23 protein-coding genes are annotated in these 23,432 nt (G+C 65.6%); 15 read left to right on the top strand and 8 right to left on the bottom strand.

Features of this window, described 5'->3' with window-relative positions:
- Positions 1-129: 129 nt before the first annotated feature.
- The 6 genes from ACSFA3_RS07815 (at position 130) to ACSFA3_RS07790 (ending at position 6,311) form a co-directional block, all read left to right on the top strand.
- Entirely contained in the window at positions 130-1,257 is a 1,128-nt protein-coding gene (locus tag ACSFA3_RS07815) for an LLM class flavin-dependent oxidoreductase (RefSeq protein WP_435504794.1), read from the top strand.
- Positions 1,254-2,114, top strand: coding sequence for a class II aldolase/adducin family protein (locus ACSFA3_RS07810; protein ID WP_435504793.1), 861 nt, complete (start codon positions 1,254-1,256; stop codon positions 2,112-2,114). Before ACSFA3_RS07815 ends, ACSFA3_RS07810 begins: the two co-directional genes overlap by 4 nt.
- A gap of 22 nt (positions 2,115-2,136) precedes the next feature.
- On the top strand, positions 2,137-3,138 hold the full coding sequence (locus tag ACSFA3_RS07805) for an ABC transporter substrate-binding protein (protein WP_435504792.1): 1,002 nt from the start codon (positions 2,137-2,139) through the stop codon (positions 3,136-3,138).
- Entirely contained in the window at positions 3,135-4,229 is a 1,095-nt protein-coding gene (locus ACSFA3_RS07800) for an ABC transporter permease (RefSeq protein ID WP_435504791.1), read from the top strand. Before ACSFA3_RS07805 ends, ACSFA3_RS07800 begins: the two co-directional genes overlap by 4 nt.
- Positions 4,223-5,002: an ABC transporter ATP-binding protein gene (locus ACSFA3_RS07795; protein WP_435504790.1), complete on the top strand. Its 780-nt coding sequence runs from the start codon at positions 4,223-4,225 to the stop codon at positions 5,000-5,002. Before ACSFA3_RS07800 ends, ACSFA3_RS07795 begins: the two co-directional genes overlap by 7 nt.
- A 127-nt stretch (positions 5,003-5,129) precedes the next feature.
- Positions 5,130-6,311: a c-type cytochrome gene (locus ACSFA3_RS07790; RefSeq protein ID WP_435504789.1), complete on the top strand. Its 1,182-nt coding sequence runs from the start codon at positions 5,130-5,132 to the stop codon at positions 6,309-6,311.
- Positions 6,312-6,326: 15 nt separating this feature from the next.
- Here ACSFA3_RS07790 and ACSFA3_RS07785 read toward each other — a convergent pair whose 3' ends face one another.
- Positions 6,327-7,169, bottom strand: coding sequence for a symmetrical bis(5'-nucleosyl)-tetraphosphatase (locus tag ACSFA3_RS07785; protein WP_435504788.1), 843 nt, complete (start codon positions 7,167-7,169; stop codon positions 6,327-6,329).
- Positions 7,170-7,191: 22 nt separating this feature from the next.
- Here ACSFA3_RS07785 and ACSFA3_RS07780 point away from each other — a divergent pair, with 22 nt between their 5' ends.
- The 4 genes from ACSFA3_RS07780 (at position 7,192) to ACSFA3_RS07765 (ending at position 12,105) form a co-directional block, all read left to right on the top strand.
- Positions 7,192-8,523, top strand: coding sequence for a hemolysin family protein (locus ACSFA3_RS07780; protein WP_435504787.1), 1,332 nt, complete (start codon positions 7,192-7,194; stop codon positions 8,521-8,523).
- Positions 8,524-8,618: 95 nt separating this feature from the next.
- Positions 8,619-10,724: a TonB-dependent siderophore receptor gene (locus ACSFA3_RS07775; RefSeq protein ID WP_435504786.1), complete on the top strand. Its 2,106-nt coding sequence runs from the start codon at positions 8,619-8,621 to the stop codon at positions 10,722-10,724.
- Positions 10,725-10,732: 8 nt separating this feature from the next.
- On the top strand, positions 10,733-11,923 hold the full coding sequence (locus tag ACSFA3_RS07770; protein ID WP_435504785.1) for a PepSY-associated TM helix domain-containing protein: 1,191 nt from the start codon (positions 10,733-10,735) through the stop codon (positions 11,921-11,923).
- A complete protein-coding gene (locus ACSFA3_RS07765; protein ID WP_435504784.1) occupies positions 11,920-12,105 on the top strand; it encodes a hypothetical protein in 186 nt (61 codons plus the stop codon). The genes ACSFA3_RS07770 and ACSFA3_RS07765 overlap by 4 nt, the downstream gene beginning before the upstream one ends.
- Before the next feature lie 6 nt (positions 12,106-12,111).
- On the opposite strand, the gene ACSFA3_RS07760 is transcribed toward ACSFA3_RS07765, so the two are convergent.
- From ACSFA3_RS07760 to ACSFA3_RS07730, 7 genes are read right to left on the bottom strand one after another with little or no spacing between them, the layout of a single operon-like run.
- The gene (locus ACSFA3_RS07760) at positions 12,112-13,110 is read right to left on the bottom strand and encodes a tripartite tricarboxylate transporter substrate binding protein (protein WP_435504783.1); all 999 of its coding nucleotides are present in this window, start codon (positions 13,108-13,110) and stop codon (positions 12,112-12,114) included.
- Between the two features lie 54 nt (positions 13,111-13,164).
- Positions 13,165-13,929 (bottom strand): SDR family NAD(P)-dependent oxidoreductase, encoded by a 765-nt coding sequence (locus ACSFA3_RS07755; protein ID WP_435504782.1) that lies wholly within the window; start codon positions 13,927-13,929, stop codon positions 13,165-13,167.
- A gap of 31 nt (positions 13,930-13,960) precedes the next feature.
- Entirely contained in the window at positions 13,961-15,256 is a 1,296-nt protein-coding gene (locus tag ACSFA3_RS07750; RefSeq protein ID WP_435504781.1) for a TRAP transporter large permease, read from the bottom strand.
- Between the two features lie 10 nt (positions 15,257-15,266).
- The gene (locus ACSFA3_RS07745) at positions 15,267-15,755 is read right to left on the bottom strand and encodes a TRAP transporter small permease (RefSeq protein WP_435504780.1); all 489 of its coding nucleotides are present in this window, start codon (positions 15,753-15,755) and stop codon (positions 15,267-15,269) included.
- Positions 15,756-15,779: 24 nt separating this feature from the next.
- Positions 15,780-16,757, bottom strand: coding sequence for a TRAP transporter substrate-binding protein (locus ACSFA3_RS07740; protein WP_435504779.1), 978 nt, complete (start codon positions 16,755-16,757; stop codon positions 15,780-15,782).
- 28 nt (positions 16,758-16,785) lie between these two features.
- On the bottom strand, positions 16,786-17,685 hold the full coding sequence (locus ACSFA3_RS07735) for an SMP-30/gluconolactonase/LRE family protein (RefSeq protein WP_435504778.1): 900 nt from the start codon (positions 17,683-17,685) through the stop codon (positions 16,786-16,788).
- Between the two features lie 7 nt (positions 17,686-17,692).
- Positions 17,693-18,511 carry an NAD-dependent epimerase/dehydratase family protein gene (locus tag ACSFA3_RS07730; RefSeq protein WP_435504777.1) on the bottom strand — a complete coding sequence of 273 codons (819 nt, stop codon included), beginning with the start codon at positions 18,509-18,511 and terminating at the stop codon, positions 17,693-17,695.
- Between the two features lie 94 nt (positions 18,512-18,605).
- On the opposite strand from ACSFA3_RS07730, the gene ACSFA3_RS07725 reads away from it, so the two are divergent.
- From ACSFA3_RS07725 to ACSFA3_RS07705, 5 genes are all read left to right on the top strand, one after another.
- Positions 18,606-19,370, top strand: a complete 765-nt coding sequence (locus ACSFA3_RS07725; protein ID WP_435504776.1) for a FadR/GntR family transcriptional regulator — start codon at positions 18,606-18,608, stop codon at positions 19,368-19,370.
- 112 nt (positions 19,371-19,482) lie between these two features.
- Positions 19,483-20,478 carry a Bug family tripartite tricarboxylate transporter substrate binding protein gene (locus ACSFA3_RS07720; protein ID WP_435504775.1) on the top strand — a complete coding sequence of 332 codons (996 nt, stop codon included), beginning with the start codon at positions 19,483-19,485 and terminating at the stop codon, positions 20,476-20,478.
- Positions 20,479-20,530: 52 nt separating this feature from the next.
- On the top strand, positions 20,531-21,442 hold the full coding sequence (kdgD, locus tag ACSFA3_RS07715) for a 5-dehydro-4-deoxyglucarate dehydratase (RefSeq protein ID WP_435504774.1): 912 nt from the start codon (positions 20,531-20,533) through the stop codon (positions 21,440-21,442).
- 53 nt (positions 21,443-21,495) lie between these two features.
- Positions 21,496-21,954 carry a nuclear transport factor 2 family protein gene (locus tag ACSFA3_RS07710; RefSeq protein WP_435504773.1) on the top strand — a complete coding sequence of 153 codons (459 nt, stop codon included), beginning with the start codon at positions 21,496-21,498 and terminating at the stop codon, positions 21,952-21,954.
- Positions 21,955-21,981: 27 nt separating this feature from the next.
- Positions 21,982-23,418 carry an aldehyde dehydrogenase family protein gene (locus ACSFA3_RS07705; protein WP_435504772.1) on the top strand — a complete coding sequence of 479 codons (1,437 nt, stop codon included), beginning with the start codon at positions 21,982-21,984 and terminating at the stop codon, positions 23,416-23,418.
- The last annotated feature ends 14 nt before the right edge of the window (positions 23,419-23,432 follow it).

Here is a 23,432-nt window from a genome sequence, read left to right as displayed (position 1 = left end):
GCGGCAGACGGTAGCGAGGTGCAGCGCGATCGCGAAGCGGGTTTTTCGTCTATCGACGCGCATTTTTCCGCCTTGGGAATTGCGGATGCGGCGGGTACGGTCGCCAACCTACCTTCACAGGAGCTCACCATGAGCCAGAGCCGCCAAGCCGCACCGAGCCCGATCGAGTTCATCGGCATGATCCAGAGCCGGAAAGCGTCGGAGATCCATGCGCCGGAAGGCCCGGCGATCGACCGCGACTATGTGCGTGCCTTCGCCCAGGCGCATGAGAACGCCGGTTTCGACCGCATCCTCGTGCCGCACCATTCGACCGGGCCTGACGCGACGCTCACTGTCGCCTACGCCGCTTCGGTGACCGAGCGCATCGGCTTCATGCTGGCGCACCGGCCGGGCTTCGTCGCGCCGACGCTCGCGGCGCGGCAGTTCGCATCGCTCGACCACTTCAGCGGCGGACGTCTTGCCGTGCACTACATCTCCGGCGGTTCCGACGAAGAGCAGCGGCGCGACGGCGACTGGCTCGATCACGACCAGCGCTATGCCCGCACCGACGAGTACCTCGACGTGTTGCGAAAGGTCTGGACCGCCGACAAGCCCTTCGACCACGAAGGCGCGCACTACCGTTACGAAAAGGCGTTCAGCGAGGTCAGGCCGCTGCAGACGCAGAACGGACGGCCGCACATTCCGGTGTATTTCGGCGGTGCGTCAGAGGCCGCGATCCCGGTCGCCGGCAAGCATGCGGATGTGTACGCGCTGTGGGGCGAATCGCTCGACCAGGTGCGCGAGCTCACCGGCCGCGTGCGCGCCGAAGCGGCGAAACACGGGCGCAGCGTGCGCTTCTCGGTGTCGTTCCGGCCGATCGTCGCGCAGACCGAAGCCGAGGCATGGGAGCGCGCCGACGCGATCCTGGCCGAGACCCGGCGCCTGCGCGTGGTGCAGGGCTTCGGGCGCGGCGGGCCGCAGCAGAGCGAGGGCGCGCGGCGCCTGCTGGCTGCGGCCGACAAGGGGCCGCGCGTCGACAAACGGCTATGGACCGCCATCGCGCAGGAGACCGGTGCGCGTTCCAACAGCACGGCGCTGGTCGGTACGCCGGAGCAGGTCGCCGATGCGCTGCTCGACTACTACGACCTCGGCGTGACGACGTTCCTGATCCGCGGTTTCGATCCGCTGGAAGACGCCGTCGACTACGGCCGCGAGCTGATCCCGCGCACCCATGCGCTGGTTGCGGAGCGGGTCGCAGCGCAGAGGAAAGCAGCATGAGCGCCGTTCTTTCCATCGACCGCCGCGAAGCGCAACCGTCGCCATCGCTGGCATCGTTGGCGTCGCTGACAGCGCTACAGCTGAATCCGCATCCGAAGCAGAAATTCTGGTTCGATCCGCCCGCACGCCGCTTCAGCGTCGAGGCCGAACGCCGCCATCGGCAGGAGCGCCTCGCCGGCGCTTTCCGACTGTTCGCGCGCTTCGGCTTCGCGCAAGGGCTGGCCGGCCACATCACGGCGCGCGACCCGGAGTTGACCGACCATTTCTGGGTCAATCCGCTGGGGCTCAATTTCGCGCGCATCAAGGTGTCGGACTTGCTGCTGGTCAACGCGAAGGGCGAGACCGTGATCGGCGACCGGCCGCTCAACAAGGCGGCCTTCGCGATCCATGCGGCCATCCACGAGCACAACCCGAAGATCGTCGCCGCGGCGCACACGCATTCGACCTACGGCAAGGCCTGGTCGACGCTCGGCCGCAAGCTCGACATGCTCACGCAGGATGCCTGCGTCTTCCACGGCGACGTCGCCCTGTTCGACGACTTCACCGGCATGGTCGTCGACGACAGCGAGGGTTTGCGCATCGCGAAGGCGCTGGGCGACGGGAAGGGCGCGATCCTGAAGAACCACGGCATCCTGACCGCCGGCCCGAGCGTGGAGGCCGCTGCGTGGTGGTACATCGCGCTCGACAACGCCTGCCACGCGCAATTGCTGGCCGAAGCCGCCGGCACGCCGCATCCGATCGACGAAGCCGTCGCACGCCACACGCACGACCAGATCGGCGGACCCGAAGGCGCGCTGTATTCGTTCGAGAGTCTTTACGAAGGCCTTGTCGAGGCCGAGCCCGAGCTGCTGCTCTGACAGAAAACCACCGGAACCATCGATGACCACTTTCCTTTCCCGCCGTGCCGTCCTGCGCACGAGCGGCGCCGCCGCCATCGTCGCATCGAGCGGGATCATCGCTTCGCAGGCGTTCTCGCAATCGGCCCGCAAGCTGACCTTCGCCTGGAACGCCTCGGCGTTCTGCCTCTCGCCCGTCGTGGTCGCGCAGGAACGCGGCTACTTCGAAAAGAACGGGCTTCAGGTCGACCTCATCAACTACACCGGCTCGACCGACCAGCTGCTGGAGTCGCTCGCGACAGCCAAGGCCGATGCGGCGGTGGGGATGATCCACCGCTGGCTCAAGCCGCTGGAAGCCGGCTTCGACGTGAAGATCGTCGGCAGCTCGCACGGCGGCTGCGTGCGGCTGGTGGGCGTGAAGGAAGCGGGCATCACCGATCTCCAGAAGCTCAAGGGCAAGACCATCGGCGTCTCCGACATCGCGAGCCCGGGCAAGAACTTCTTCTCGATCCTGCTCAAGAAGAACGGCATCGATGCCGACACGGACGTGACCTGGCGCCAGTACCCGGCCGACCTGCTGGACATCGCCGTCAACAAAGGCGAGATCCAGGCGATCGCCGACGGCGACCCGACGCTCTACCTGATCGAGAAGCGCAACAAGGGCCGCTATGTCGAACTCGCCTCCAACCTCTCGGGCGAATACAAGGACAAGGTCTGCTGCATCGTCGGCGCGCGCGGCGAGCTGGTGCGCAAGGACCGGCCGACCGTGGCCGCGCTGGTGCGATCGATCGTACAGGCCTCCGATTTCGTCGCCGAGAACCCGAACGAATCGGCGAAGCTGTTCGCCAGGTACTCGCCGAAGGTGCCGGTCGAAGATCTGCAGGCGCTGCTGGGCACGCTCACGCACGCCCACCATCCGGTCGGCAAGAACCTTCGCGACGAGGTCGAGTTCTATGCGCGCGACTTCAAGTCGGTCGGCGTGCTCAAGCAATCGACCGATCCCGCGAAGCTGGCCAATCACGTCGCCGTGGACGTGCTGGCATGACGACCGCCGATCTTCTAGGCGGACGGCTGGAGCGCGCACCGGCTGCCGCTCCGACTCCGCGTGCACCCGTACCGGCAGCACCGCGCGCGTCTGCCGCGTCGGCGTTACCTGCATCGCTGCAGGACGTGGTTTTCATCGGCATCTGGCGGACCGGCGTGGTCGCAGCGATCACCTGGCTGGCGCTGGGCGCGCTCACACTGTGGTGGCCGAACAAGGAAGTCGGTTTCAGCGACTGGACCTTCACGACCGAACTCGGCGTCGCCACGCTGGTCGTCGGCACCTTGTTGCTTGCGGTTGCGCTGCTCGGGCCGAATGCAGGCCGCATCGGCCGCACGCTGCGTCCGGCCGGGCAATGGCTGATCGCGGGACCGGTGCTGCTCGCGCTGTGGGAAGTGCTGACGGCCAAGCTCGGCCTGCTGCCGCCACCGTTCTTCGCGCCGCCGCAAAGCCTGCTCGACGTCGCTTATGAAGACTGGGCTCGGCTCGGCCTGTCGACCGCGCATTCGCTGCGGCTGCTGGCGCACGGCTTCGTGCTCGGCGCGCTGGTCGGTTTCGGTACGGGCGTGTGGATCGGCTGGTCGCGCATCGCGGGTTATTGGGTGCATCCGGTGCTGCGCTTTCTCGGGCCGGTGCCGGCTTCGGCGTTGCTGCCGCTGGCTTTCTTCTTCGCGCCTTCGAGCTACGCGGCAGCCGTGTTCCTGGTCGGACTCGCGACTTTCTTTCCGGTCGCGGTATTGACGTGGTCGGGCGTGGCTTCGGTCAACAAGAGCTACTACGACGTGGCGCGCACGCTGGGCGCGTCGGAATGGTTCCTCGTACTGCGCGTCGCCGTTCCTGCCGCGCTGCCGCAGGTCTTCGTCGGGCTTTTCATGGGGCTCGGTGCCTCGTTCTCGGTGCTGGTCACGGCCGAGATGATGGGCGTGAAGGCCGGACTCGGCTGGTATCTGCAGTGGGCGCAGGGCTGGGCCGCCTACGCGAACATGTATGCCGCTCTGCTGGTGATGGCGGTGCTGTGCTCCGGGCTCATCACGCTGCTCTTCACGGTGCGCGACCGCGCATTGTCGTGGCAGAAGGGAACCGTGAAATGGTGAGCACCACTGTCGCTCAGCGCGGCGCCCGCATCGACATCGAAGGCGTCAGCCACTGGTTCAGGCAGCAGGGCGGCGTGCTTCAGGTGCTCGACGGCATCGACCTGCAGGTAGCGCCCGGCGAGTTCGTCGCCTTGCTCGGCCCGAGCGGCTGTGGCAAGTCGACGCTGCTTCGGCTGGTCGCGGGCCTCGAACCCGCCACCGTCGGCCGCATCGCGCAGGACGGCGAGCCCATCGTCCGGCCCGACCCGTCGCGCATCGTCGTGTTCCAGGACCCGACGCTGTACCCGTGGCGCAGCGTCTGGGACAACGTCGCGCTCGGGTTGCAGGCACGCGGGCTGCTGAAGACGCAGCGCTCGCGTGTCGACGATGCACTTGCACTCGTCAGCCTCACCGACTTCGCGAAGAGCTTTCCGCACCAGCTTTCGGGCGGCATGGCGCAGCGTGTGGCGCTGGCGCGTGCGCTGGTCAACGATCCGCAACTGCTGGTGCTCGACGAGCCGCTCGGCAAGCTGGATTCCTTGACCCGCATCGCGATGCAGAGCGAGCTGGTCAACCTCTGGCAGCGCGCGGGCTTCTCGGCATTGCTTGTGACGCATGACGTCGAGGAAGCGCTTTTCCTGGCCAACCGCGTGATCGTGCTGAGCGACCGGCCGGCGCGCATCACTGCGGAACTGGTCGTCGATCTTCCTTATCCGCGCCACCGCGGACATCCGCGCCTGGCCGAATTGCGCCACGAAGCGCTGCGGCATCTCGGGCTGGACGCAACATGGTGACTTTGGTTCGCCCCCAGGCTTGCCCACTTCGTGTGGCAGCGCCTACCTCCTTCCGGGGGCGACACCGGTGGACCGGCGGAGCCGGATCCTTGGTGTCTTTGGGCCTGGCGCGTCGGCGAGTTGAAGGATGAGTGCCTGGTGGGAGGCGAACGGGCTCAATGCGCTCATCGGTCTCCTGGAATTCGCGCAGCTCGGTCTGCTGCGTTCGCTCGCCTGGTTGGGCATCGTCGATACGAGCCATGGACAGCCGGCCTGGCCGTGGGCGCTCAAGCTGTCCGGCGAGAACCTGCTGATCGACCTGGGTCAGGCACGGCGACTGACTTGGACGTTGGCGCTGCTGGCGCTAGTCCCGGTCGTCGTGCTGGTCGCTATGTTCTGGCGTCGCCGCCGTTGGCAGCTTCTGGCGACCGTGCCGCTGCTGGTGGTGGTGGCGCCCTGGCCGGAAGCGCATGTGGCATGGGTTCAGGCCACGCCTACGAGTTTTCATCGATCGCCGAGCGGCTTTTCCGTCGAATCCATCGCCCAAGGCCGCGTGCTGTATGCGCAGCACTGCGTGGCCTGTCACGGTGATGACGGGCGCGGCAAAGGGCCGATCGCTGCTTTGCAACCGGTGTGGCCGCCGAATCTTGCCGGACCGCTGCTGTGGCGCCGCGCCGACGGCGATCTGCTTTGGCATGTGCTGCACGGTATGCGAGACCCGCGCGGCGCCGTGTCGATGCCTGCCTTCGGCGACCGGCTGCAAGACGGCGAGGTCTGGGCGCTGATCGACTTCATGAAGGCGCAGGCCGCTGGAGAAACGCTGAAGGCAAGCGGGGTGTGGGCGCTGCCCGCAGCCTTGCCGGATGCCGCCGTGCGATGCGACGGCAAGCCGGCGCGCGCGCTGTCGAGCTGGCGCGGACAACGGATACGGATCGTCGCGAGCGGCGACTCGCGCACCGCCGCCCTGCTCGAAGACCCGCGACTCGTGACGGTCCGGCTGCAGCCGGGTGCTTCGGGTCGTGCGCCGGATCGACCTCCTGCTTCCACGGACGGCTGTGTGCTCGATGACAGCGATGCCTGGATCGCCTTTTCGCTGATCGCAGGTACGACGTCGCTGGACGGCACCGAATTCATCGCCGACCGTTCAGGCTGGCTGCGTGCGCTGAGTCGTCCGGGCCAGGCCGGCTGGTCGGACGACGACCTGCTGTGCCGCACCGACAGCGCGCCGCGCGAGGTGAAGACGGCAGCTGTAGCCGACGGCCTCGGCGCACTGATCCGTCGCATGGATGCCGAACCGGTGCGCTTCGTCAAGGGAGGATTCGTCCATTGAACGAACTGCCGGCTTTCAGCCCGGCTTCTGCGCCTGTTCGCACTGCACTTCGATGTGTTCGATGTCATCCAGTGTCGCTCCGACACGCGCCGCGCTGAGACAGCCGCCCCAGACGCAGCCGGTGTCGGTCGATATGACGTCGGACCGCGCCATCCAGCCGAGTGTCGACCAGTGTCCGAAAGCGACGGTGGCGTCTGCGGCTTTGCGGTCGGGTACCTCGAACCACGGCATGAAGCCGGGCGGCGGCGCTTCGGCGCTGTCCTTCGTGTCGAAATCCATCAGTCCGTCGACCGTGCAGAAACGGAGCCGCGTGAGGCCGTTGACGATGGCGCGCAAACGGGCGCCGCCGGTCAGCGCATCGTCCCAGCGCGCCGGCTCGTTGCCGTACATGCCGCGGACGAATTCGCCGAGAGTCGGACCGCGCAGCACGCTCTCGACTTCGGCCGCCAGCACCAGCACCTGGCCGACGCTCCATTGCGGCAGCACGCCGGCATGCACCATCAGCAGATCGCGTCCGCCGACGACCTGATGCAGCGCCATGTGCTGGTTGCGTAGCCATTCGAGCATCGGTTCGCGGTCGGGCGCGTCGAGGATGCCGTCGAGCGTGTCCTTGCGGCCGGACTTGCGTGCACCGTGCGCGACGCCGAGCAGATGCAGGTCGTGATTGCCCAGCAAGCTGCGCGCCGAGGCTCCGAGCTTCTGCACGCGCCGCAGCACGCCGGCCGAATCCGGGCCGCGGTTCACGAGGTCGCCGAGCAGCACCATGCTGTCGCGGCTCGGGGAAAAGTCGATGCGTTCCAGCAGTTTCTGCAGGGCTGCATCACAGCCTTGCACGTCGCCGATCAGGTAGAGTGACATTCCCTCATTCTCTCCCTCGTTCATGGATGTCTTTCTGCTGGCCATGCTGACGACGCTCAACGCGTTGTTCGCCATGTCCGAAATGGCGCTCTCCACCAGCCGGCGCGCACGGCTCGCGGCGCTCGCCGAAACGGGAGACGCAGGCGCGGCTGCCGCACTCAAGCTGATGGAGGATCCGACGCAGTTCCTCTCCAGTGTGCAGATCGGCATCACGTCCATCGGCATGCTGAGCGGCATCGTCGGCGAGGCTGCTTTCGCTGCGCCGCTTTCCGTCTGGATGGAGAGCTTCGGCATGGGCGCCGGCACGGCCAGCGTGGCTTCCACCGCTGTCGTCGTGACCTGCATCACCTTCTTCACGATCATCTTCGGCGAGCTGGTGCCAAAGCGGATCGGCCAGCTGTATCCCGAGCGCGTGGCGCGTTTCGTCTCGCGTCCTATGCGCGGCCTGGCGACCGGCGCCAAGCCTTTCGTCCTGCTGCTGTCCGGCGCCACGGCCGCGACGCTCAAGCTCCTGCGCATCGATTCGTCCGCCGCACGTACCGTGACCGAAGAGGAAATATCCGCGAGCCTGGAAGAGGGGGTGGACGCCGGTGTGATCGAGATGCATGAACACCAGATGGTGCGCAACGTGTTTCACCTGGACGACCGACGCCTGAGTTCGCTCATGGTGCCGCGCGCCGACATCGAGTGGCTCGATGCGGCGGACACCGTCAGGTCCAGCCTGCAGAAGGTGGCCGACGCCGGGGCCTTGAACCTGGTCCATTCCTGGTATCCGGTGTGCCGCAATTCGCTCGACGACGTGGTCGGCGTGATCAGCGTCGCGCACCTGTTGCGGCTGGGTCAGCAGCATGAGGGCCCGATCGAGCGCGTCGCTCAGCCGGCGTCTTTCGTGCCGGAGACATTGACCGGCATGGAGCTTCTCGAACAATTTCGCGTGCGCGCCGGCCGTCTGGTCTTCGTGGTCGACGAGTACGGCGTCGTGCAGGGGCTGATGACACCGCGCGACCTGCTGGAAGCCATCACCGGCGAACTCCAGCCCAACCTCACGGCCGAGGCCTGGGCGACGCGGCGCCCCGACGGAGCCTGGGAGCTGGACGGGCTGATGCCGGTGTCGGAATTGCGCGCACGACTGGGCATCCGGGAGCTGCCCGAAGAGGAGCGTGGCCGCTACAACACGGTGGCCGGGCTGATGATGGCCGTGTCGGGCGAACTGCCGAAAGTCGGCGAACGTATCGAGTGCGCGGGCTGGATCTTCGAGGTCATCTCGCTGGACGGACGGCGCATCGATCGCGTGGTGGCCCATCACGCGCATCCCGAACACGCGGTGCCTGCTTCCCAAAGTATCGAATCCTGAGGGTTGTCGATTCGGCGCAACGGCGTCGATTTGCAATCGCAAGCCGTTGAAAACTAGAATGCGAATCTTTCTCATTAGTAAGAAGATCGATTCGCATGAAGCTGGTTATTTCGAGGGAGTTGTCGAAGGCATCCGTTGCGATGGCTTGCGTCTCGCTTCAGGCGGTGATGCCGGCATGGGCACAGACGACCCCGTCGGGCACGACGACATTGCGGGAAATCCGCGTCGATGCCAATGCCGCTCCCGAAACCGCTGTTGCGCCGGTCATCGGCTATCGCGCCAGGAATGCGGCCACGGCGACCAAGACCGACGCGCCGCTTTCCGAGACGCCGCAATCCGTCACGGTCGTCACGCGCGACCAGATCGTCGACCAGGGCGCCATCAACATCCAGGACGCGCTCAACTACGCGGCCGGCGTGCGCCCCGATGCCTACGGGCTCGACTCTCGTAGCGACTCGGTCCGCATTCGCGGCAGCAACCCGGATGTCTATCTGGACGGCTTGCGCCAGGCATACGGCTACTACACCAGCACGACGCGCACCGACCCCTACTTGCTGGAGCGGCTGGAAGTGCTTCGCGGGCCGGCTGGCATGCTCTTCGGTTCCGGCACTGTGGCGGGCATCGTCAACATGGTCGCCAAGCGGCCGCTCGTCGAAACGCAGCGCGAGGTCGGTGTTCAGTTCGGCAGCTTCGGCCGCAAGCAGATCCAGGCCGACCTGACCGGCGCGCTGAGCGCGGACGGCGACTGGTCGTACCGGCTGATCGCGCTACAGCGCAAGTCGGACACGCAGGTCGATCACGTTCCAGACGACCGCAGCCTGTTGGCGCCTTCGCTGACCTGGCGCCCCAGCGCAGCGACATCGCTGACGCTGCAGGCGCTCTGGCAGAAGGACAAGAGCGGCAGCACGTCGCAGTTCTTCCCGTGGGAAGGCACGCTGCTGCCCAACCCCAACGGACGGCTGCCGACCAGTCGCTTCATCGGCGAGCCCGGCGACCGTTACGACAGCGAGCGCAAGAGCATCGGCTGGCTGTTCGAGCACAAATTCGACGACACCTGGACGGTGCGACAGAACTTCCGGCTTGCCCACAACGAGAACGACAGCCTGTACCGCTACGGCGATTCGTTCTCCAGCCCGGGCAGCTGGTTTGCCGACCCGGTCGGCAAGCGGCTGCTCGGCCGCTACACCGCGAGTTCGCTCACGCAGACGCGCATCGCGGCACTCGACAACCATGTCGAAGGCCATTTCGCGACCGGCGACGTCAGGCACACGCTGCTGGCCGGCGCCGATTTCTCGAACCAGCGCGAAGACACGGCGAGCGGTTATGGCTTCGACATCATCGACGCCTATGCGCCGGTCTACGGCACCGGCACGGATCCCGATCGCAGCGCCTCGCCCCGCACGCGGCAGCGCAACGCCGGCATCTATCTACAGGACCAGATCAGGTGGAACAACTGGACCTTGCTCGCGGGTCTGCGCCACGACCGCGCGACGGCCGCCGCAGAGGGCAGTAACGATGTGAAGGACAGCGCGACCACGAAGCGCTTCGGTGTGATGTATGCGCTGCCCGCAGGCTGGTCGCCCTATGTGAGCTATGCCGAGTCTTTCACGCCGCAGTCGCCCAGGCTCGGGCAGACGTTCAGGCCGCTGCGGGGAGAGCAGTGGGAAGTCGGCGTGAAGTACGAGCCCGCGGAGCGTGCCGTCGCCTTCAACGCAGCGGTCTACGACCTGCGCGAGAAGAACCAGATCACTTCGCCGACACCCGTCACCTTCAGCCAGCTCGGCAAGACGAAGACCCGCGGTCTGGAGCTCGAGGCCAAGGGCTCGATCGGCCGAAACCTCGACATGATCGCCAACTACACCTATACCGACTTGGATGCGCTGATCGAGGGACTGCCGAAGAACCAGGCCAGCTTCTGGGCCAAGTACCGGTTCGCGGTGGCCGGCATCAACGGTTTCTCCGCCGGTGCCGGCGTCCGGCTGCTGGGTTCGTTCGCCGATCGTTCGTCCGGCGAAGGCCCGCGCATTCCCGGTGTCGCCCTGGTCGATCTGGTGCTCGCGTACGAAACGGCGCAGTGGCGCTATGCGCTCAACGTCAACAACCTGACCGACAAGACGTACTACAGCACCTGCCTGTCGCGTGGCGACTGCTGGGTCGGAGCGCGCCGCAACGTCGTGGCCAGTGCCACTTACCGATTCTGACGACCACGATGAACAGCCGAAAAATCAAGACCTGGGCCTGGGTCCACAAGTGGAGCAGCCTCGTCTGCACCGTCTTCATGCTGCTGCTGTGCCTCACCGGCCTGCCGCTGATCTTCCATCACGAGATCGGGCACCTGCTCGGCACGGAAGTCGAGTCGCCGACGATGCCCGCGGACACGCCGCGCGCAAGCCTCGACCGCGTGCTCGAAGTCGCGAAAGCCAAACATCCGGACCGCGTGGTTCAGTTTGCGTCGCACTCCGAGGACGACGACAACCTGTGGTTCGTCACGCTCACGCCGACGCCGGACCCGACCGACGACTTCAAATCCGTCGTCGTCGATGCGCGCACGGCCGAAGTGCTGGCGCAGCCGAAGTTCGACGAGGGCTTCATGTATGTGATGTTCAAGCTGCACGTCGACCTGTTCGCCGGATTGCCGGGGAAGCTGTTTCTCGGCTTCATGGGACTGCTGCTGCTGGTGGCGATCGTCTCCGGCGTGGTGCTGTACTCGCCGTTCATGCGCAAGCTCGAATTCGGCACCGTACGGCGCGACAAGCGGCCGCGCCTGAAGTGGCTCGACCTGCACAACATGCTGGGCATCGTGACGCTGGTCTGGGCCTTCGTGGTCGGCGGCACCGGGATGATCAATACCTGGGCCGACCTGGTGATCAAGTACTGGCAGCACGACCAGCTCAGCGCTCTGCTGACGCCGTACAAGGGCCAGCCGACGGTGCCGGTCGCCGAACGCGCGTCGGTCCAGCGCTCGCTCGAAGTCGCGCAAGCCCGGGCGCCCGGCATGAAGGTGTCTTTCATCGCGTTTCCGGGCACGGCGTTTTCCAGCCCGCATCACACGACGGTGTTCCTGCGCGGCGATCAGCCGTTCACATCGAAGCTGCTGCAACCGGTGCTGGTCGATGCCAAGACAGCGCAGGTCACGGCGGCGCCGAAGCTGCCGTGGTACCTCACGGCCTTGCTGGTCTCGCAGCCGCTGCACTTCGGCGATTACGGCGGCATGCCTATGCAGATCCTGTGGGCGCTGCTCGACATCGCGACGATCGTCGTCCTGGGCAGCGGGCTCTACCTCTGGTTGAAGCGTGGCAACAGCGTGCCGCATGCGGCGAAGGACAAGAAACATGCGCACGGCGATTCGAACGTTCCGCATGTGGCGCAGCCCTCGCCTGCGATGAAGGCGGGCTCGTGAAGCCGCGTCATGCATTCTGGAAGCTGTGGGGCTGGCCGATTGCGTTCGGCGTCCTGACCTGTGTCGGGCTCGTCTCGGCGCTGTTCAGCGACGGCGGCATCGGCGATGTGCTGGCCTGGCTGACGCTCGGCATTCCGGTGGCCGCCTGCGCCTGGTTCGGCTTCCGGCCGAACCGGCGCTGAAGCCCTTCATGGCTTCAGGTTGAGCTTGACGATCAGGTCCTTGAAATATGCGTCGTCCTTGGCCAGCGTCTCCTTGAACACGGCGCCGTCGGTGTAGACGTAGCCGAGGTTCTGCTTGGCCATGACCTCGTGCATCAGCGGTTCTGCGGCCGTCTTGGCTGTGATGTCGCGCAGCCGCGCCATGATCTCGGGCGGCGTGTTCTTCGGTGCGCCGATGCCGCGCCATGTGCCAATCACCAGGTCGATACCGCGTTCCTTCGCGGTCGGCACCTGCTCGAAGCCCTTGACCCGCTTGTCGGCCATGACCATCAGCACCTTGAGCTTGCCGCCCTGCACATGCGTCGTGACTTCGGCGGGGCTCACGGCCACGGCCTCGATGTGGCCGCCGAGCAGCGCCAGCACCGCAGGCGCCGCACCCTGGAACGGTATGTGGTTGAACTTCGTGCCCGTCTTGTCTTCCAGCGCGGCTGCTGCAAGGTGCCAGATCGAGCCGTTGCCCGAATTGCCGACACGCACGCTCTCCGGATCCTTCTTCGCCGCAGCGAGAAATTCCTCAACCGTGTTCCACGGCGCATCGGCCTTGACCGTGATCGCAGCGGAGTCGGCGTTGAGTTGCGCGATCGGCTGGAAATCGTCGTATTTGAACTTGGCCAGGCCTAGGTGCGGCAGCGTCAGCAGTTCGACGGTAAGCACCGCCAGCTTGTAGCCGTCCGGCCTGGCATTGATGACTTCGGTCCAGCCGATGGCACCGCCGGCGCCGGGCCGGTTGACGATCACGATGCTCTGGTCAATGTGTTTGCGGCTCGCGTCGGCAAAGGCACGCGCCAGACCGTCGGTGCCGCCGCCCGGCTGGTAGGGCACGAGAAGCTCGATGCTGCGGGTCGGGAACTTGGCTGCGGCGCTTTGTGCTGCCGTCTGCGCTGCGGCAGGCGCCGAAAGCCCAGCGAAAGCCAGTGTCGCCAGCGTGGAAAGCGCGACTGCGCGACGTGTGAATCCGGTCTTCATTTTCTGTCTCCTCGATTGTTCTTCCTCTAAGCCACCATTGCTCCGCTGCCGCATTCAGGGCATGTACTGACCGCCGTTCACTTCCAGGATCTGGCCTGTCACGTAGCCCGACATCTGCGCCGATGCGAGATACAGGAACGCGCCGGCACACTCGTCCGGCTCGCCGATCCGCGCCATCGGGATGCCGGCGCGCATCGCTTCCAGCAGCGCGGGCGTGGAGAAGCGGTCGTGGAACGGCGTCTGGATTACGCCCGGTGCGACGGCGTTGACGCGGATGTTGTCCGGCGCCAGTTCCTTGGCCAGTCCGTGTGTCGCGGTGCTCACGAAGCCCTTCGCGCCGGCATAGAGATACGCGCCCGGCCCGCCGCCGTTGCGTGCCGCCACCGATGACACGTTGATGATGCTGCCGCCCTTGCCGCGGGCGCGCATCAGCGGCACGACTTCGCGGCAGAACGCCAGCACCGAGCGTGCGTTGATGTGCAGCACGTCGTCGAACAGCGCATCGTCGAACTCGGCGATCGGCACCCGCTTGACCAGGCTGCCCGCGTTGTTCACCAGGATGTCGATGCTGCCGAGGCGTTCGTTGGTCTCGCGCACCACGCGGACGATCGCCGCGCTGTCGCGCACGTCGCCCTGGATCGCGAAGGCTTCGCCGCCAGCCGCGACGATGGTCTCGACCACCTTTTTCGCTTCCGCAGCCGATTGGTTGTAGTGCACCGCGACGCGCACGCCGCGTGCGCCGAAAGCGATGGCGGCCGCAGCACCGATGCCAGTGCTCGCGCCGGTGATGAGAGCGGTCTTGCCTTTCAGGTCTTCCATGTTTCTGCCTCTGCTTTTCTTCTTCGAGCGATTACCGGACAACCATGAACATGCTCGGCAGCCATGTGGAGAACGCCGGCACGAAAGTCACCAGCCCCAGCGCGAAGATCAGCGCGCCGTAGAACGGCCAGATCGTCTTCATCACCGCGCCGACCGAAATGCCGCCGATCGCGCAGCCGACGAACTGCGTGGTGCCGACCGGCGGCGTGTTCAGCCCCAGCGCGCAGTTGATGAGCAGCACGATGCCGAACTGCACCGAGGTCATGCCGTACTGCTGCGCGATCGGCAGGAAGATCGGTGTGCACAGCAGGATGGTCGCGGCCATGTCCAGGAAGGTGCCGAGCACGAACAGGATCACGTTGATCATCAGGAAGATGATCCACGGCGTGCTGGTGATCTGCGAGAGCATCTGCCCCGTCAGCTCGGCGACGCCGTAGAGGCTGATGAGATAGCCGAAGGTGCTCGAGATGCCGATCAGCAGCAGGATCACGCCGGTCGTGCGCACTGCCTTCGACGCCGCCTTGATGAAATGCTCCCACTTCAGCGTGCGGTACAGGAAGATCGTCAGCGCCAGCGCATACAGCACCGCCACCGCAGCCGATTCGGTCGCCGTGAAGATGCCCGACAGGATGCCGCCGAGGATCAGCACGACGATGAACAGTCCCGGCAGCGCCGCAGCGAACGAGCGCGCGACGATGGCCCATCCCGGGAATGTGCCGGCCGGATAGCCGCGCTTCACCGCGACGAGATACGCAGCCGCGAGGTTGCTGATCGTCAGGATCGCGGCCGGCAGCAGAGCAGCCAGGATCAGTGCCGCGATCGACACCTTTCCGCCTGCTGCGAGCGAATAGATGATCAGGTTGTGGCTGGTCGGCATCAGCGCGCCGACGAGCGCCGCGTGGGTCGTCACGTTGACCGCGTAGTCGGCGTGGTAGCCCTCCTTCTTCATCATCGGGATCATCACAGCGCCCATGGCCGAGACGTCCGCCACGGGCGAGCCCGAGACGCCACCGAACAGCGTGCAGGCCACCACGTTCGACATGCCCAATCCGCCGCGCACGTGGCCTACCAGGTTGCGCGCGAAATTGACGATGCGGTCGGCGATGCCTCCGTACAGCATCAGTTCGCCCGCGAAGATGAAGAACGGGATCGCCAGGAAAGAGAAGATGCCCATGCCGGACGTCATCTGCTGGAAGCCCACCGCCAGCGGCAGGCCTTCGTAGGCCAGCGTGGCGAGCGCCGACAGCCCGATGGAGAACGCGACGGGCACGCCGAGCAGCAGAAACAGCGTGAACGACACGCAGAGGATCAGGAGAGGGATCGTCATTTTTTCTTGCTCAGCCCCAGGCGGGTTCGACTTCGCGGCCCTTGGCCAAAGCGATGATGTGTTCGATCGAGAACATGACGATCAGCACGCCGGCGATCGTCGCCGGCACGTACTTCCAGCCTTCGGAAATCCACAGCGTCGGCAGGCGGTAGTCCCACACCGACTCGGCTAGCAGGGCGCAGTTCCACGCCATCGCGGCGCCGAAGACCATCACCAGGAAATGGATCAGGAATTCCATCTTCAGGCGCAGCCAGTCGGGTGCCAGCACCAGCATCGATTCGAGTCCGATGTGGCCCGCATCGCGCACGCCGACGGCGACGCCGAACATCGTCACGTAGAGCACCAGCAGCAGCGCCAGGCTCTCGGCCCAGGTGGGCGTGTTGTTGAGGACGTAGCGGCCGAACACCTGCCAGGTCACGGCGCAGATCACCGCGACGAGCCCGACGATGCCCAGCCACATGCAGGCACGCGCGAGCGTGCGGCAAAGTTTGGTGTACATGGGAAAGGAGGAAGGAAGAAAACCTTATTTCGTGTCCTGGACCCGCTTGACCAGGTCCTTGAGCCGCGCGTCGACGATGAACTTGTCGTACACCGGCTTCATCGCGGCCTGGAACGGCGCCTTGTCGATCTCGATGATCTCGGCGCCGCCGGCCTTGACCGTGGCTAGCGACTTCACTTCGCGCGCTTCCCACTGCTGGCGCATGTAGGGCACCGATTCCTTGGCCGCCTGACGGACCCAGCCCTGCTCTTCGGGCGACAGCTTGTCCCAGACGCGCTTGGAGAACAGCAGCATCTCCGGCGCCATCGAATGCTCGGTCCTGGTGTAGTACTTGGCGACCTCGAAGGCACGGGCGCTTTCGTAGGTCGGGTAGTTGTTTTCGGCAGCGTCGATCAGGCCGGTCTTGAGCCCGGTGTAGACCTCGCCCATCGGCATCGGGGTGGCGTTGGCGCCCATCGCCTCGATCATCGAAACCCACAGGTCCGACTGCTGCACGCGGACCTTCAAGCCCTTCATGTCGGCGAAGTTGCGCACTGCGCGCTTGGCGGTGAACATCGAACGCGCGCCGCTGTCGTAGTAGGCGAGGCCGATGAAGCCCTGCTTCTCGCACGACTTCAGGATCTCCTCGCCGATCGGGCCGTCGAGCACCTTGTGCAGATGGTCGACCGAGCGGAACAGGAACGGCATCGTCGGCACCTGCGTCTCGGCGCAGATGTTGTTCATCGGCGCGATGTTCACGCGAACCATTGCGAGCGCGCCGATCTTGGTCTGCTCGATGGTGTCCTTCTCCTGACCCAGCGAGCTGTTGTTGAACACCTTGATGGTGTGCTTGCCGCCCGAGAGCGCCTTGAGCCGCTCGCTCATGAACTTGACCGCGGTGACGGTCGGGTAGTCGTCCGGGTGAATGTCGGCCGAACGGAATTCGGTGGCTTGCGCCTGAAAGCCGGCAAAGCTGGCTGCAGCGGCGCAGGCGACGGCGACGAGGGTGCGTTGGATCTTCATTTCTTGTCTCACTTATCGGTCTTGCTTGTTAAAAACTACAGGCAGGTTCCGGCAGACCCTGCACGCCCGGCCGCAGCGCGAAAACGCCTCCGGCCAGCGGTTGGTCCGACAGATCGCCGCCCGGGCGGATCGAGGTCACGAAAAGGGTGTCGAGCTGCGCGCCGCCGAAGGCGCACATCGCCGGCTTCTTCACCGGCACGGCGAGCGACCGGTCGAGCCGGCCGTCGGGCGTGAAACGGTGGATCAGACCCGCATCGTTGCCGCAGATCCAGTAGCAGCCGTCGGCATCGACCGCAGCGCCGTCGGGGCGACCGGGCAGCGGATTCATGTCGACGAAGACGCGGCGGTTGTGCGGCGCGCCGGTTTCGATGTCGTAGTCGAAGGCCCAGATCGTCTGCACCGAAGGATGGGAGTCCGAGAGGTACATCGTGCGGCCATCGGGGCTGAAACCCAGGCCGTTCGGCACCAGCAGCGCGTCGAGTTCCAGCCGCAGCGCGACTTCGGCATCGACATCCGCCTGGTAGCGATAGAGCCGTCCGACATCGCGGCCCGCCGCCATGTCCATCAGCATCGTGCCGGCCCGGAACCGGCCCTGGCGGTCGCATCGGCCGTCGTTGAAGCGCATGCCGTGCATCGCATGCGGCGCGCGGGTCAGCGGCGTGCTGGCAAGCGTGCCGTCGTCGCGCGTCGCGATGGCGAAGAGGCCGCTTTCCATGCCGGCGATCCATTGCCCGGGGCGGCCGGCACGCGGCGCGATGCAGGCCAGCATTTCGTCGCCGGTCCATGTCATCAGGTCGCCGGTGGACGGCGTCCAGCGGTTGAGCTGCTTCGCGGGAATGTCTACCCAGTAGAGCGACTGTTCGGATGCCAGCCAGACCGGGCTCTCGCCGGTTGCATTGCGCGCATCGATGACGAGTTCGGCTTGCATGGCACGTTCAGGCGAACGGGCCTTGTGCGGTGAAGCCGCCGCCTTGGTAGATCGCGTTCGGATCGCTCGGATCCACCGGCAGCTGCGCCTCGATCTCGTCGCGAAACACCTCCGACGTGTCCTGCGGGACGTATCCCAGATGCGCCGCCTGGCTGTTGTCCCACCACACATCGCGGTTGGCCGACACGCCGTAGACGATGGTGTGCTTCACGTCCGGCGTGAACAGCGATTTCTCGATCAGCGAGGTCAGGTCGCGGTAGCTGAGCCAGGTGCTCATCATCCGGCGGTTGTGCGGTTTCGGGAACGAGGAGCCGATGCGGATGCTGACCGTCTCGATTCCGTAGCGGTCGAAGTAGAACTGCGCCATGTCCTCGCCGAAGGATTTCGAGAGGCCGTAGTAGCCGTCCGGACGCCTGCGTGCGCCGGCGTCGATTTCCTGATCCTGCCTGTAGAAGCCGATCGTGTGGTTCGAGCTGGCGAAGACGACGCGCTTCGCGCCGTGGCGCCGCGCCGCTTCGTAGACGTGGAAGACGCCGCGGATGTTGCCTTCGAGTACCTCCTCGAAAGGCCGCTCCACCGAGACGCCACCCAGATGCACGATGGCGTCGCATCCGGCGACGAGCGCATCGACGGCCGACTTGTCGGACAGATCGCAGACGACGACTTCTTCCTGCGAGCCGGCAGCCGGTGCCATGGGTGCGATGTCGGACAGCCGGATGACATCCGCGAAGGGCTTGAGTCGTTCGCGCAACTCCTTGCCGAGGCCGCCGGCCGCACCTGTCAGCAGCAGTCGGGGAAGGCGGGATGTGACGGTCGAATCGCTCATCGGTTGCTCGTCTCTCATTAGTTATCTGTTGTCGTACAACTTCTCGGACGATTATCATGAGCCGATGGCCCGCCTGTCAACAGAAGTTCCCACCATGCCCGAGACGTCCTACCTGGAGCGGCCGCGAACACGCGGCAGGGGCCTTGCGCACAACCTGGTCGACGACTTCGGCGCCCGTATCCGGGACGGCGCCTTGCGCCCCGGCGACAAGCTGCCGACCGAGTCGGAAATCATGACGGCCTTCGGCGTGAGCCGCACCGTGGTGCGCGAGGCGCTTTCGAAGCTGCAGGCGGCCGGCCTGGTCGAGACGCACCATGGCGTCGGCACCTTCGTCATGCAGCAGCGCACGAGCACCGTTTTCAGGCTCGACGCCGGCGACATCGTCACTTCGGTCGACGTGCTGGCGGTGCTGGAGCTGCGCATCAGCCTGGAAACCGAATCCGCCGGCCTTGCCGCCATCCGCCGCACGGAGGAGCAGCTGCAGGCGATGCGACAGGCGCTGGACGATTTCGAGCGCAACGTCGGCGTGGCGGGCGATACGGTGGCGCCGGATTTCCGCTTCCATCTGCAGATCGCCCAGTCGACCGGGAACCCGTATTTCGCGGACATCATGAGCCACCTCGGCACCACGATCATCCCGCGCACCCGCATCAGCGCCATCCGCAACCACGATCGTGGTGGCGCGTACCTGAGCCGCGTCAACCGCGAGCACGAAGAGATCTACGCGGCCATCGCGCGTCGCGATTCGGAGTCGGCAAGGGCGGCGATGCGCATCCATCTCACCAACAGCCGGGAACGGCTGCGAACCGCGCAGGAAGCGGCGCAGGCGGCCGACAAGGCAGCCATGCGCAAAACCTGAGCGAGGAGCCTGTCCGGTACTGGACAGGTCATTCTTTGAGTTGTACGATGACTGACCACTCTGGATGTCGAAAGGCATTCGATAGCTTGGTCACAACCAACGGAGACTCGACATGCCAACCCGCCGCCGCTTCACTGCATCCTGTTCCACCGCACTGTCATCCGCCTTCATCGTCGCGCTGACCGTCGTTCCGATGACCGCTTCGGCGCAGGCCGCCTGGCCGTCGAAACCGATCAAGATCATCGTGCCGTACCCGCCGGGCGGGTCGTCCGACATCATTGCGCGCGCGCTGAGCGTGCCCTTGTCGGCCGCGCTGAACCAGACGGTGCTGGTCGAGAACCGTCCGGGTGCGAACGGAAACCTCGGCGCCGACTTCGTCGCCAAGTCCGCGCCCGACGGCTACAACATCCTGCTGTGCGATGTCGGCGCGCTGGCGATCAGCCCGTCGGTCTACACCAAGCTGGCCTTCGATCCGTCGAAGGACCTGCGCGGCGTGGCAATGCTGGCGTACTCGCCGCATCTGCTGGTCGTGCATCCGTCGGTCAAGGCAAACAATCTGAAGGAACTGGTCGCGCTTTCCAAGACTTCCGACCTGAACTTCGCCGTCACGGCCACCGGCAGCGCGGCCCATCTGGCGGGCGTGGCACTCGAACGCGCGAGCGGCGCCAAGTGGACCTACGTGCCGTACAAGGGCGGCGTTCAGGCGGTACAGGACACGGTTGCCGGCCAGACGCAGGTGCTCATGAACGGCATGCTCGCCACGTTGCCGCAGGTGCAGGGCGGGAAGCTGAAGGTGCTTGGCGTTTCCAAGGCGACGCGCATGCCGCTGATCGGCGACGTGCCGACCATCGCCGAGCAGGGCGTTCCCGGCTACGAGTCGGGCACCTGGCAGGGCGTGAAGGTTTCGCGCGGCACGCCGGATGCGATCGTCAACAGGCTCAACAAGGAACTGGTCACGATCATCCGGTCGGCCGACATCCGTGCGCGCCTCACCGGCCAAGGCGCCGAAGTCGTGACCATGTCGCCCGTCGAAGAAGAGCAGTTCTTCAACAAGGAACGCGCGCGCTGGGCCGCGGTCGTGAAGCAGGCCGACATCCGCCTCGACTGACCCGTCACGACTTCCGCTTGTCCCCCTCCCTCCCATCCAAAAGACGTCTGCCATGAATCCGCAAGAACTCAAATCCATCATGGGCTCCGGCCTGCTGTCGTTCCCGCTCACCGATTTCCATGCGAATGGCGACTTCAACAAGCAGGGCTATGAGAAGCGCCTCGAATGGCTCGCACCGTATGGCGCCAGCGCGCTGTTCGCGGCAGGCGGCACCGGCGAATTCTTCTCGCTGACCGGCGACGAATACCCCGGCATCATCCAGACCGCCGTCGACACCTGCCGCGGCGTGGTGCCGATCATCGCCGGCGCGGGCGGCCCGACGCGCTTCGCCATCCAATGCGCGCAGGCCGCCGAAAAAGCCGGCGCGCACGGCATCCTGCTGTTGCCGCACTACCTGACCGAAGCCGGTCAGGAAGGCCTCGCGGCGCACGTCGAAGCGGTCTGCAAGAGCGTGAAGTTCGGCGTCATCGTCTACAACCGCGCCAGCAGCCGTCTAAAGCCGGAAACGCTGGCCGGCCTGGCCGAGCGCAACCTGAACCTGGTGGGTTTCAAGGACGGCGTCGGCGACATCGAAGCGATGGTCGCGATCTACCAGCGCATGGGCGACCGCTTTGCCTATCTCGGCGGACTGCCGACGGCCGAGGTCTACGCCGCGGCTTACAAGGCGCTCGGCACGCCGGTCTATTCGTCGGCCGTGTTCAATTTCATTCCCAAGACCGCGGTCGATTTCTACGAAGCTGTCCGCACCGACGACCTGGACACCCAGCATCGCCTGCTGAAGGACTTCTTCATGCCATATCTCGACATCCGCAACAAGATGGCGGGCTACGCCGTGAGCATCGTGAAGGCCGGTGCCAAGATCGTTGGCCACGACGCAGGTCCCGTGCGCGCACCGCTGACCGATCTGAAGCCGAACGAGATGGAAGAACTGAAAGCGCTGATCGACAAACTTGGTCCACAGTAAGTCCGTCGGCCTCCGGACAATCGAGAGTTCATCAACAACAACGAGAGACAAAAATGATCAAGAAACTCATCCTCATCGCAGCGGCCTCGGTCGCTTTCATCACAGTCGGCGGCTGCATGTACATGCCGCGCCAGACCGATGCGATGGCGCCTGCAGCCGTCGCAGCCGCAGCCGAAAAGCTGCGTCTGGCAATGATCGACCCGACGCCTGCCGCACTCGATCCGCTGCTGGCGGCCGAACTCAGTTACGGCCATTCGGGCGGCAAGGTCGACACCAAGGCCAGCTTCATCGGCGACCTGATGGACGGCAAGTCCGATTTCGTCACGCTGGTCATCACCGACCAGACGATCCGCATCGTCGACGGCGTCGCCATCGTGCGCCACACTCTCACCGCCGACACCAACGATTCGGGCAAGCCCGGCAAGGTCAGCATCAAGATCCTCGGCGTCTGGCAACAACAGGGCGGCACATGGAAGCTGCTGGCCCGCCAGGCCGTGCGTCCGCCGGTCTGATCCATTTCCACATCAAGGTTCCTACACATGCAGCAACACGACAACCTCATCGGCGGCGAATGGACCAAGGGCAACAGCTACAGCCCCAACCTGAACCCGTCCAACCTCGCCGACACCATTGCCGAATACACGCAGGGCGATACCAGCCACGTCGATGCGGCAGTTGCTGCGGCGACGGCGGCCTTTCCCGCATGGTCCACCAGCGGCATCCAGATGCGCTCCGATGCGCTCGACAAGATCGGCAACGAGATCCTCGCCCGCAAGGAAGAACTCGGCACGCTGCTCGCGCGCGAAGAAGGCAAGACCAAGCCCGAAGGCATCGGCGAAGTCATGCGCGCCGGCCAGATCTTCAAGTTCTTCGCCGGCGAATGCCTGCGGCTTTCGGGCGAGACGATTCCGTCGGTGCGCCCGAACATCGGCGTAGAGATCACGCGCGAACCGGTCGGCGTCGTCGGCCTCATCACGCCGTGGAACTTCCCGATCGCGATTCCCGCATGGAAGATCGCGCCGGCGCTGGCTTTCGGCAACTGCGTGGTGCTGAAGCCGGCCGACCTGGTGCCTGGCAGCGCATGGGCGCTGGCGGAGATCATCAGCCGCTCGGGCATTCCGGCCGGCGTGTTCAACCTCGTGATGGGTCGCGGCAGCGTGATCGGCGATGCGCTGGTCAACCATCCGGGCATTCATGCGATCAGCTTCACCGGCTCGGTCGGCGTGGGCAGCCGCATCGCGGTGCAGTGCGCGACCAACCACAAGAAGGTCCAGTTGGAGATGGGCGGAAAGAACCCGCAGGTCGTGCTCGACGATGCCGACTTGGCGCAAGCCGTCGAGCTCAGCGTGCAGAGCGCGTTCTATGCAACCGGCCAGCGCTGCACGGCATCAAGCCGCTTCATCGTGACCGCCGGCATCTATCCGAAGTACATCGAGGCGATCCAGGCACGCATGGCGAAGATCAAGGTCGGCGACGCGCTGACCGCAGGCACCGACGTCGGCCCGGTCTCCAGCCAGAGCCAGCTCGACCAGGATCTGAGCTACATCGACATTGGCCGCAACGAAGGAGCGACGCTCGCAGCCGGCGGCCAGCGCCTGAAGCTCGACACCGATGGCTTCTACATGGCGCCTGCGCTGTTCAGCGAGTCGACCGCGTCGATGCGCATCAACCGCGAGGAGATCTTCGGCCCGGTCGCCAGCGTGATCCGCGTGAAGGACTACGAAGAAGCGCTGGCAACCGCCAACGACACCGACTTCGGTCTGTCGGCAGGTATCGCCACGACAAGTCTCAAGTACGCGACGCACTTCAAGCGCCACAGCCAGGCCGGCATGGTGATGGTCAACCTGCCGACGGCGGGTGTGGACTATCACGTGCCGTTCGGCGGCCGCAAGGGATCGAGCTACGGGCCGAGGGAGCAGGGCAAGTACGCGCAGGAATTCTTCACGGTGGTGAAGACGGCGTACACGCTGGCCTGATCCGGGCGGCTTCT

The sequence above is a fragment of the Variovorax glucosi genome (genome assembly GCF_051216695.1).
Classification (GTDB): domain Bacteria; phylum Pseudomonadota; class Gammaproteobacteria; order Burkholderiales; family Burkholderiaceae_C; genus Variovorax.
The sequence above is the reverse complement of the archived record's forward strand: the minus strand, read 5'-3'. Positions and strand labels throughout refer to the sequence as shown.

Bases quoted from the DNA above. Each gene is read 5' to 3' on its own strand.
- ACSFA3_RS07800 (WP_435504791.1), top strand. From the start codon at position 3,135: ATGACGACCGCCGATCTTCTAGGCGGACGGCTGGAGCGCGCACCGGCT.
- ACSFA3_RS07760 (WP_435504783.1), bottom strand. From the start codon at position 13,110: ATGAAGACCGGATTCACACGTCGCGCAGTCGCGCTTTCCACGCTGGCG.
- ACSFA3_RS07705 (WP_435504772.1), top strand. From the start codon at position 21,982: ATGCAGCAACACGACAACCTCATCGGCGGCGAATGGACCAAGGGCAAC.
- kdgD (WP_435504774.1), top strand. From the start codon at position 20,531: ATGAATCCGCAAGAACTCAAATCCATCATGGGCTCCGGCCTGCTGTCG.
- ACSFA3_RS07790 (WP_435504789.1), top strand. From the start codon at position 5,130: ATGAGTGCCTGGTGGGAGGCGAACGGGCTCAATGCGCTCATCGGTCTC.
- ACSFA3_RS07795 (WP_435504790.1), top strand. From the start codon at position 4,223: ATGGTGAGCACCACTGTCGCTCAGCGCGGCGCCCGCATCGACATCGAA.
- ACSFA3_RS07745 (WP_435504780.1), bottom strand. From the start codon at position 15,755: ATGTACACCAAACTTTGCCGCACGCTCGCGCGTGCCTGCATGTGGCTG.
- ACSFA3_RS07730 (WP_435504777.1), bottom strand. From the start codon at position 18,511: ATGAGCGATTCGACCGTCACATCCCGCCTTCCCCGACTGCTGCTGACA.
- ACSFA3_RS07725 (WP_435504776.1), top strand. From the start codon at position 18,606: ATGCCCGAGACGTCCTACCTGGAGCGGCCGCGAACACGCGGCAGGGGC.
- ACSFA3_RS07770 (WP_435504785.1), top strand. From the start codon at position 10,733: ATGAACAGCCGAAAAATCAAGACCTGGGCCTGGGTCCACAAGTGGAGC.
- ACSFA3_RS07735 (WP_435504778.1), bottom strand. From the start codon at position 17,685: ATGCAAGCCGAACTCGTCATCGATGCGCGCAATGCAACCGGCGAGAGC.
- ACSFA3_RS07755 (WP_435504782.1), bottom strand. From the start codon at position 13,929: ATGGAAGACCTGAAAGGCAAGACCGCTCTCATCACCGGCGCGAGCACT.
- ACSFA3_RS07815 (WP_435504794.1), top strand. From the start codon at position 130: ATGAGCCAGAGCCGCCAAGCCGCACCGAGCCCGATCGAGTTCATCGGC.
- ACSFA3_RS07805 (WP_435504792.1), top strand. From the start codon at position 2,137: ATGACCACTTTCCTTTCCCGCCGTGCCGTCCTGCGCACGAGCGGCGCC.
- ACSFA3_RS07780 (WP_435504787.1), top strand. From the start codon at position 7,192: ATGGATGTCTTTCTGCTGGCCATGCTGACGACGCTCAACGCGTTGTTC.
- ACSFA3_RS07810 (WP_435504793.1), top strand. From the start codon at position 1,254: ATGAGCGCCGTTCTTTCCATCGACCGCCGCGAAGCGCAACCGTCGCCA.
- ACSFA3_RS07750 (WP_435504781.1), bottom strand. From the start codon at position 15,256: ATGACGATCCCTCTCCTGATCCTCTGCGTGTCGTTCACGCTGTTTCTG.
- ACSFA3_RS07710 (WP_435504773.1), top strand. From the start codon at position 21,496: ATGATCAAGAAACTCATCCTCATCGCAGCGGCCTCGGTCGCTTTCATC.
- ACSFA3_RS07785 (WP_435504788.1), bottom strand. From the start codon at position 7,169: ATGTCACTCTACCTGATCGGCGACGTGCAAGGCTGTGATGCAGCCCTG.
- ACSFA3_RS07775 (WP_435504786.1), top strand. From the start codon at position 8,619: ATGAAGCTGGTTATTTCGAGGGAGTTGTCGAAGGCATCCGTTGCGATG.
- ACSFA3_RS07720 (WP_435504775.1), top strand. From the start codon at position 19,483: ATGCCAACCCGCCGCCGCTTCACTGCATCCTGTTCCACCGCACTGTCA.
- ACSFA3_RS07740 (WP_435504779.1), bottom strand. From the start codon at position 16,757: ATGAAGATCCAACGCACCCTCGTCGCCGTCGCCTGCGCCGCTGCAGCC.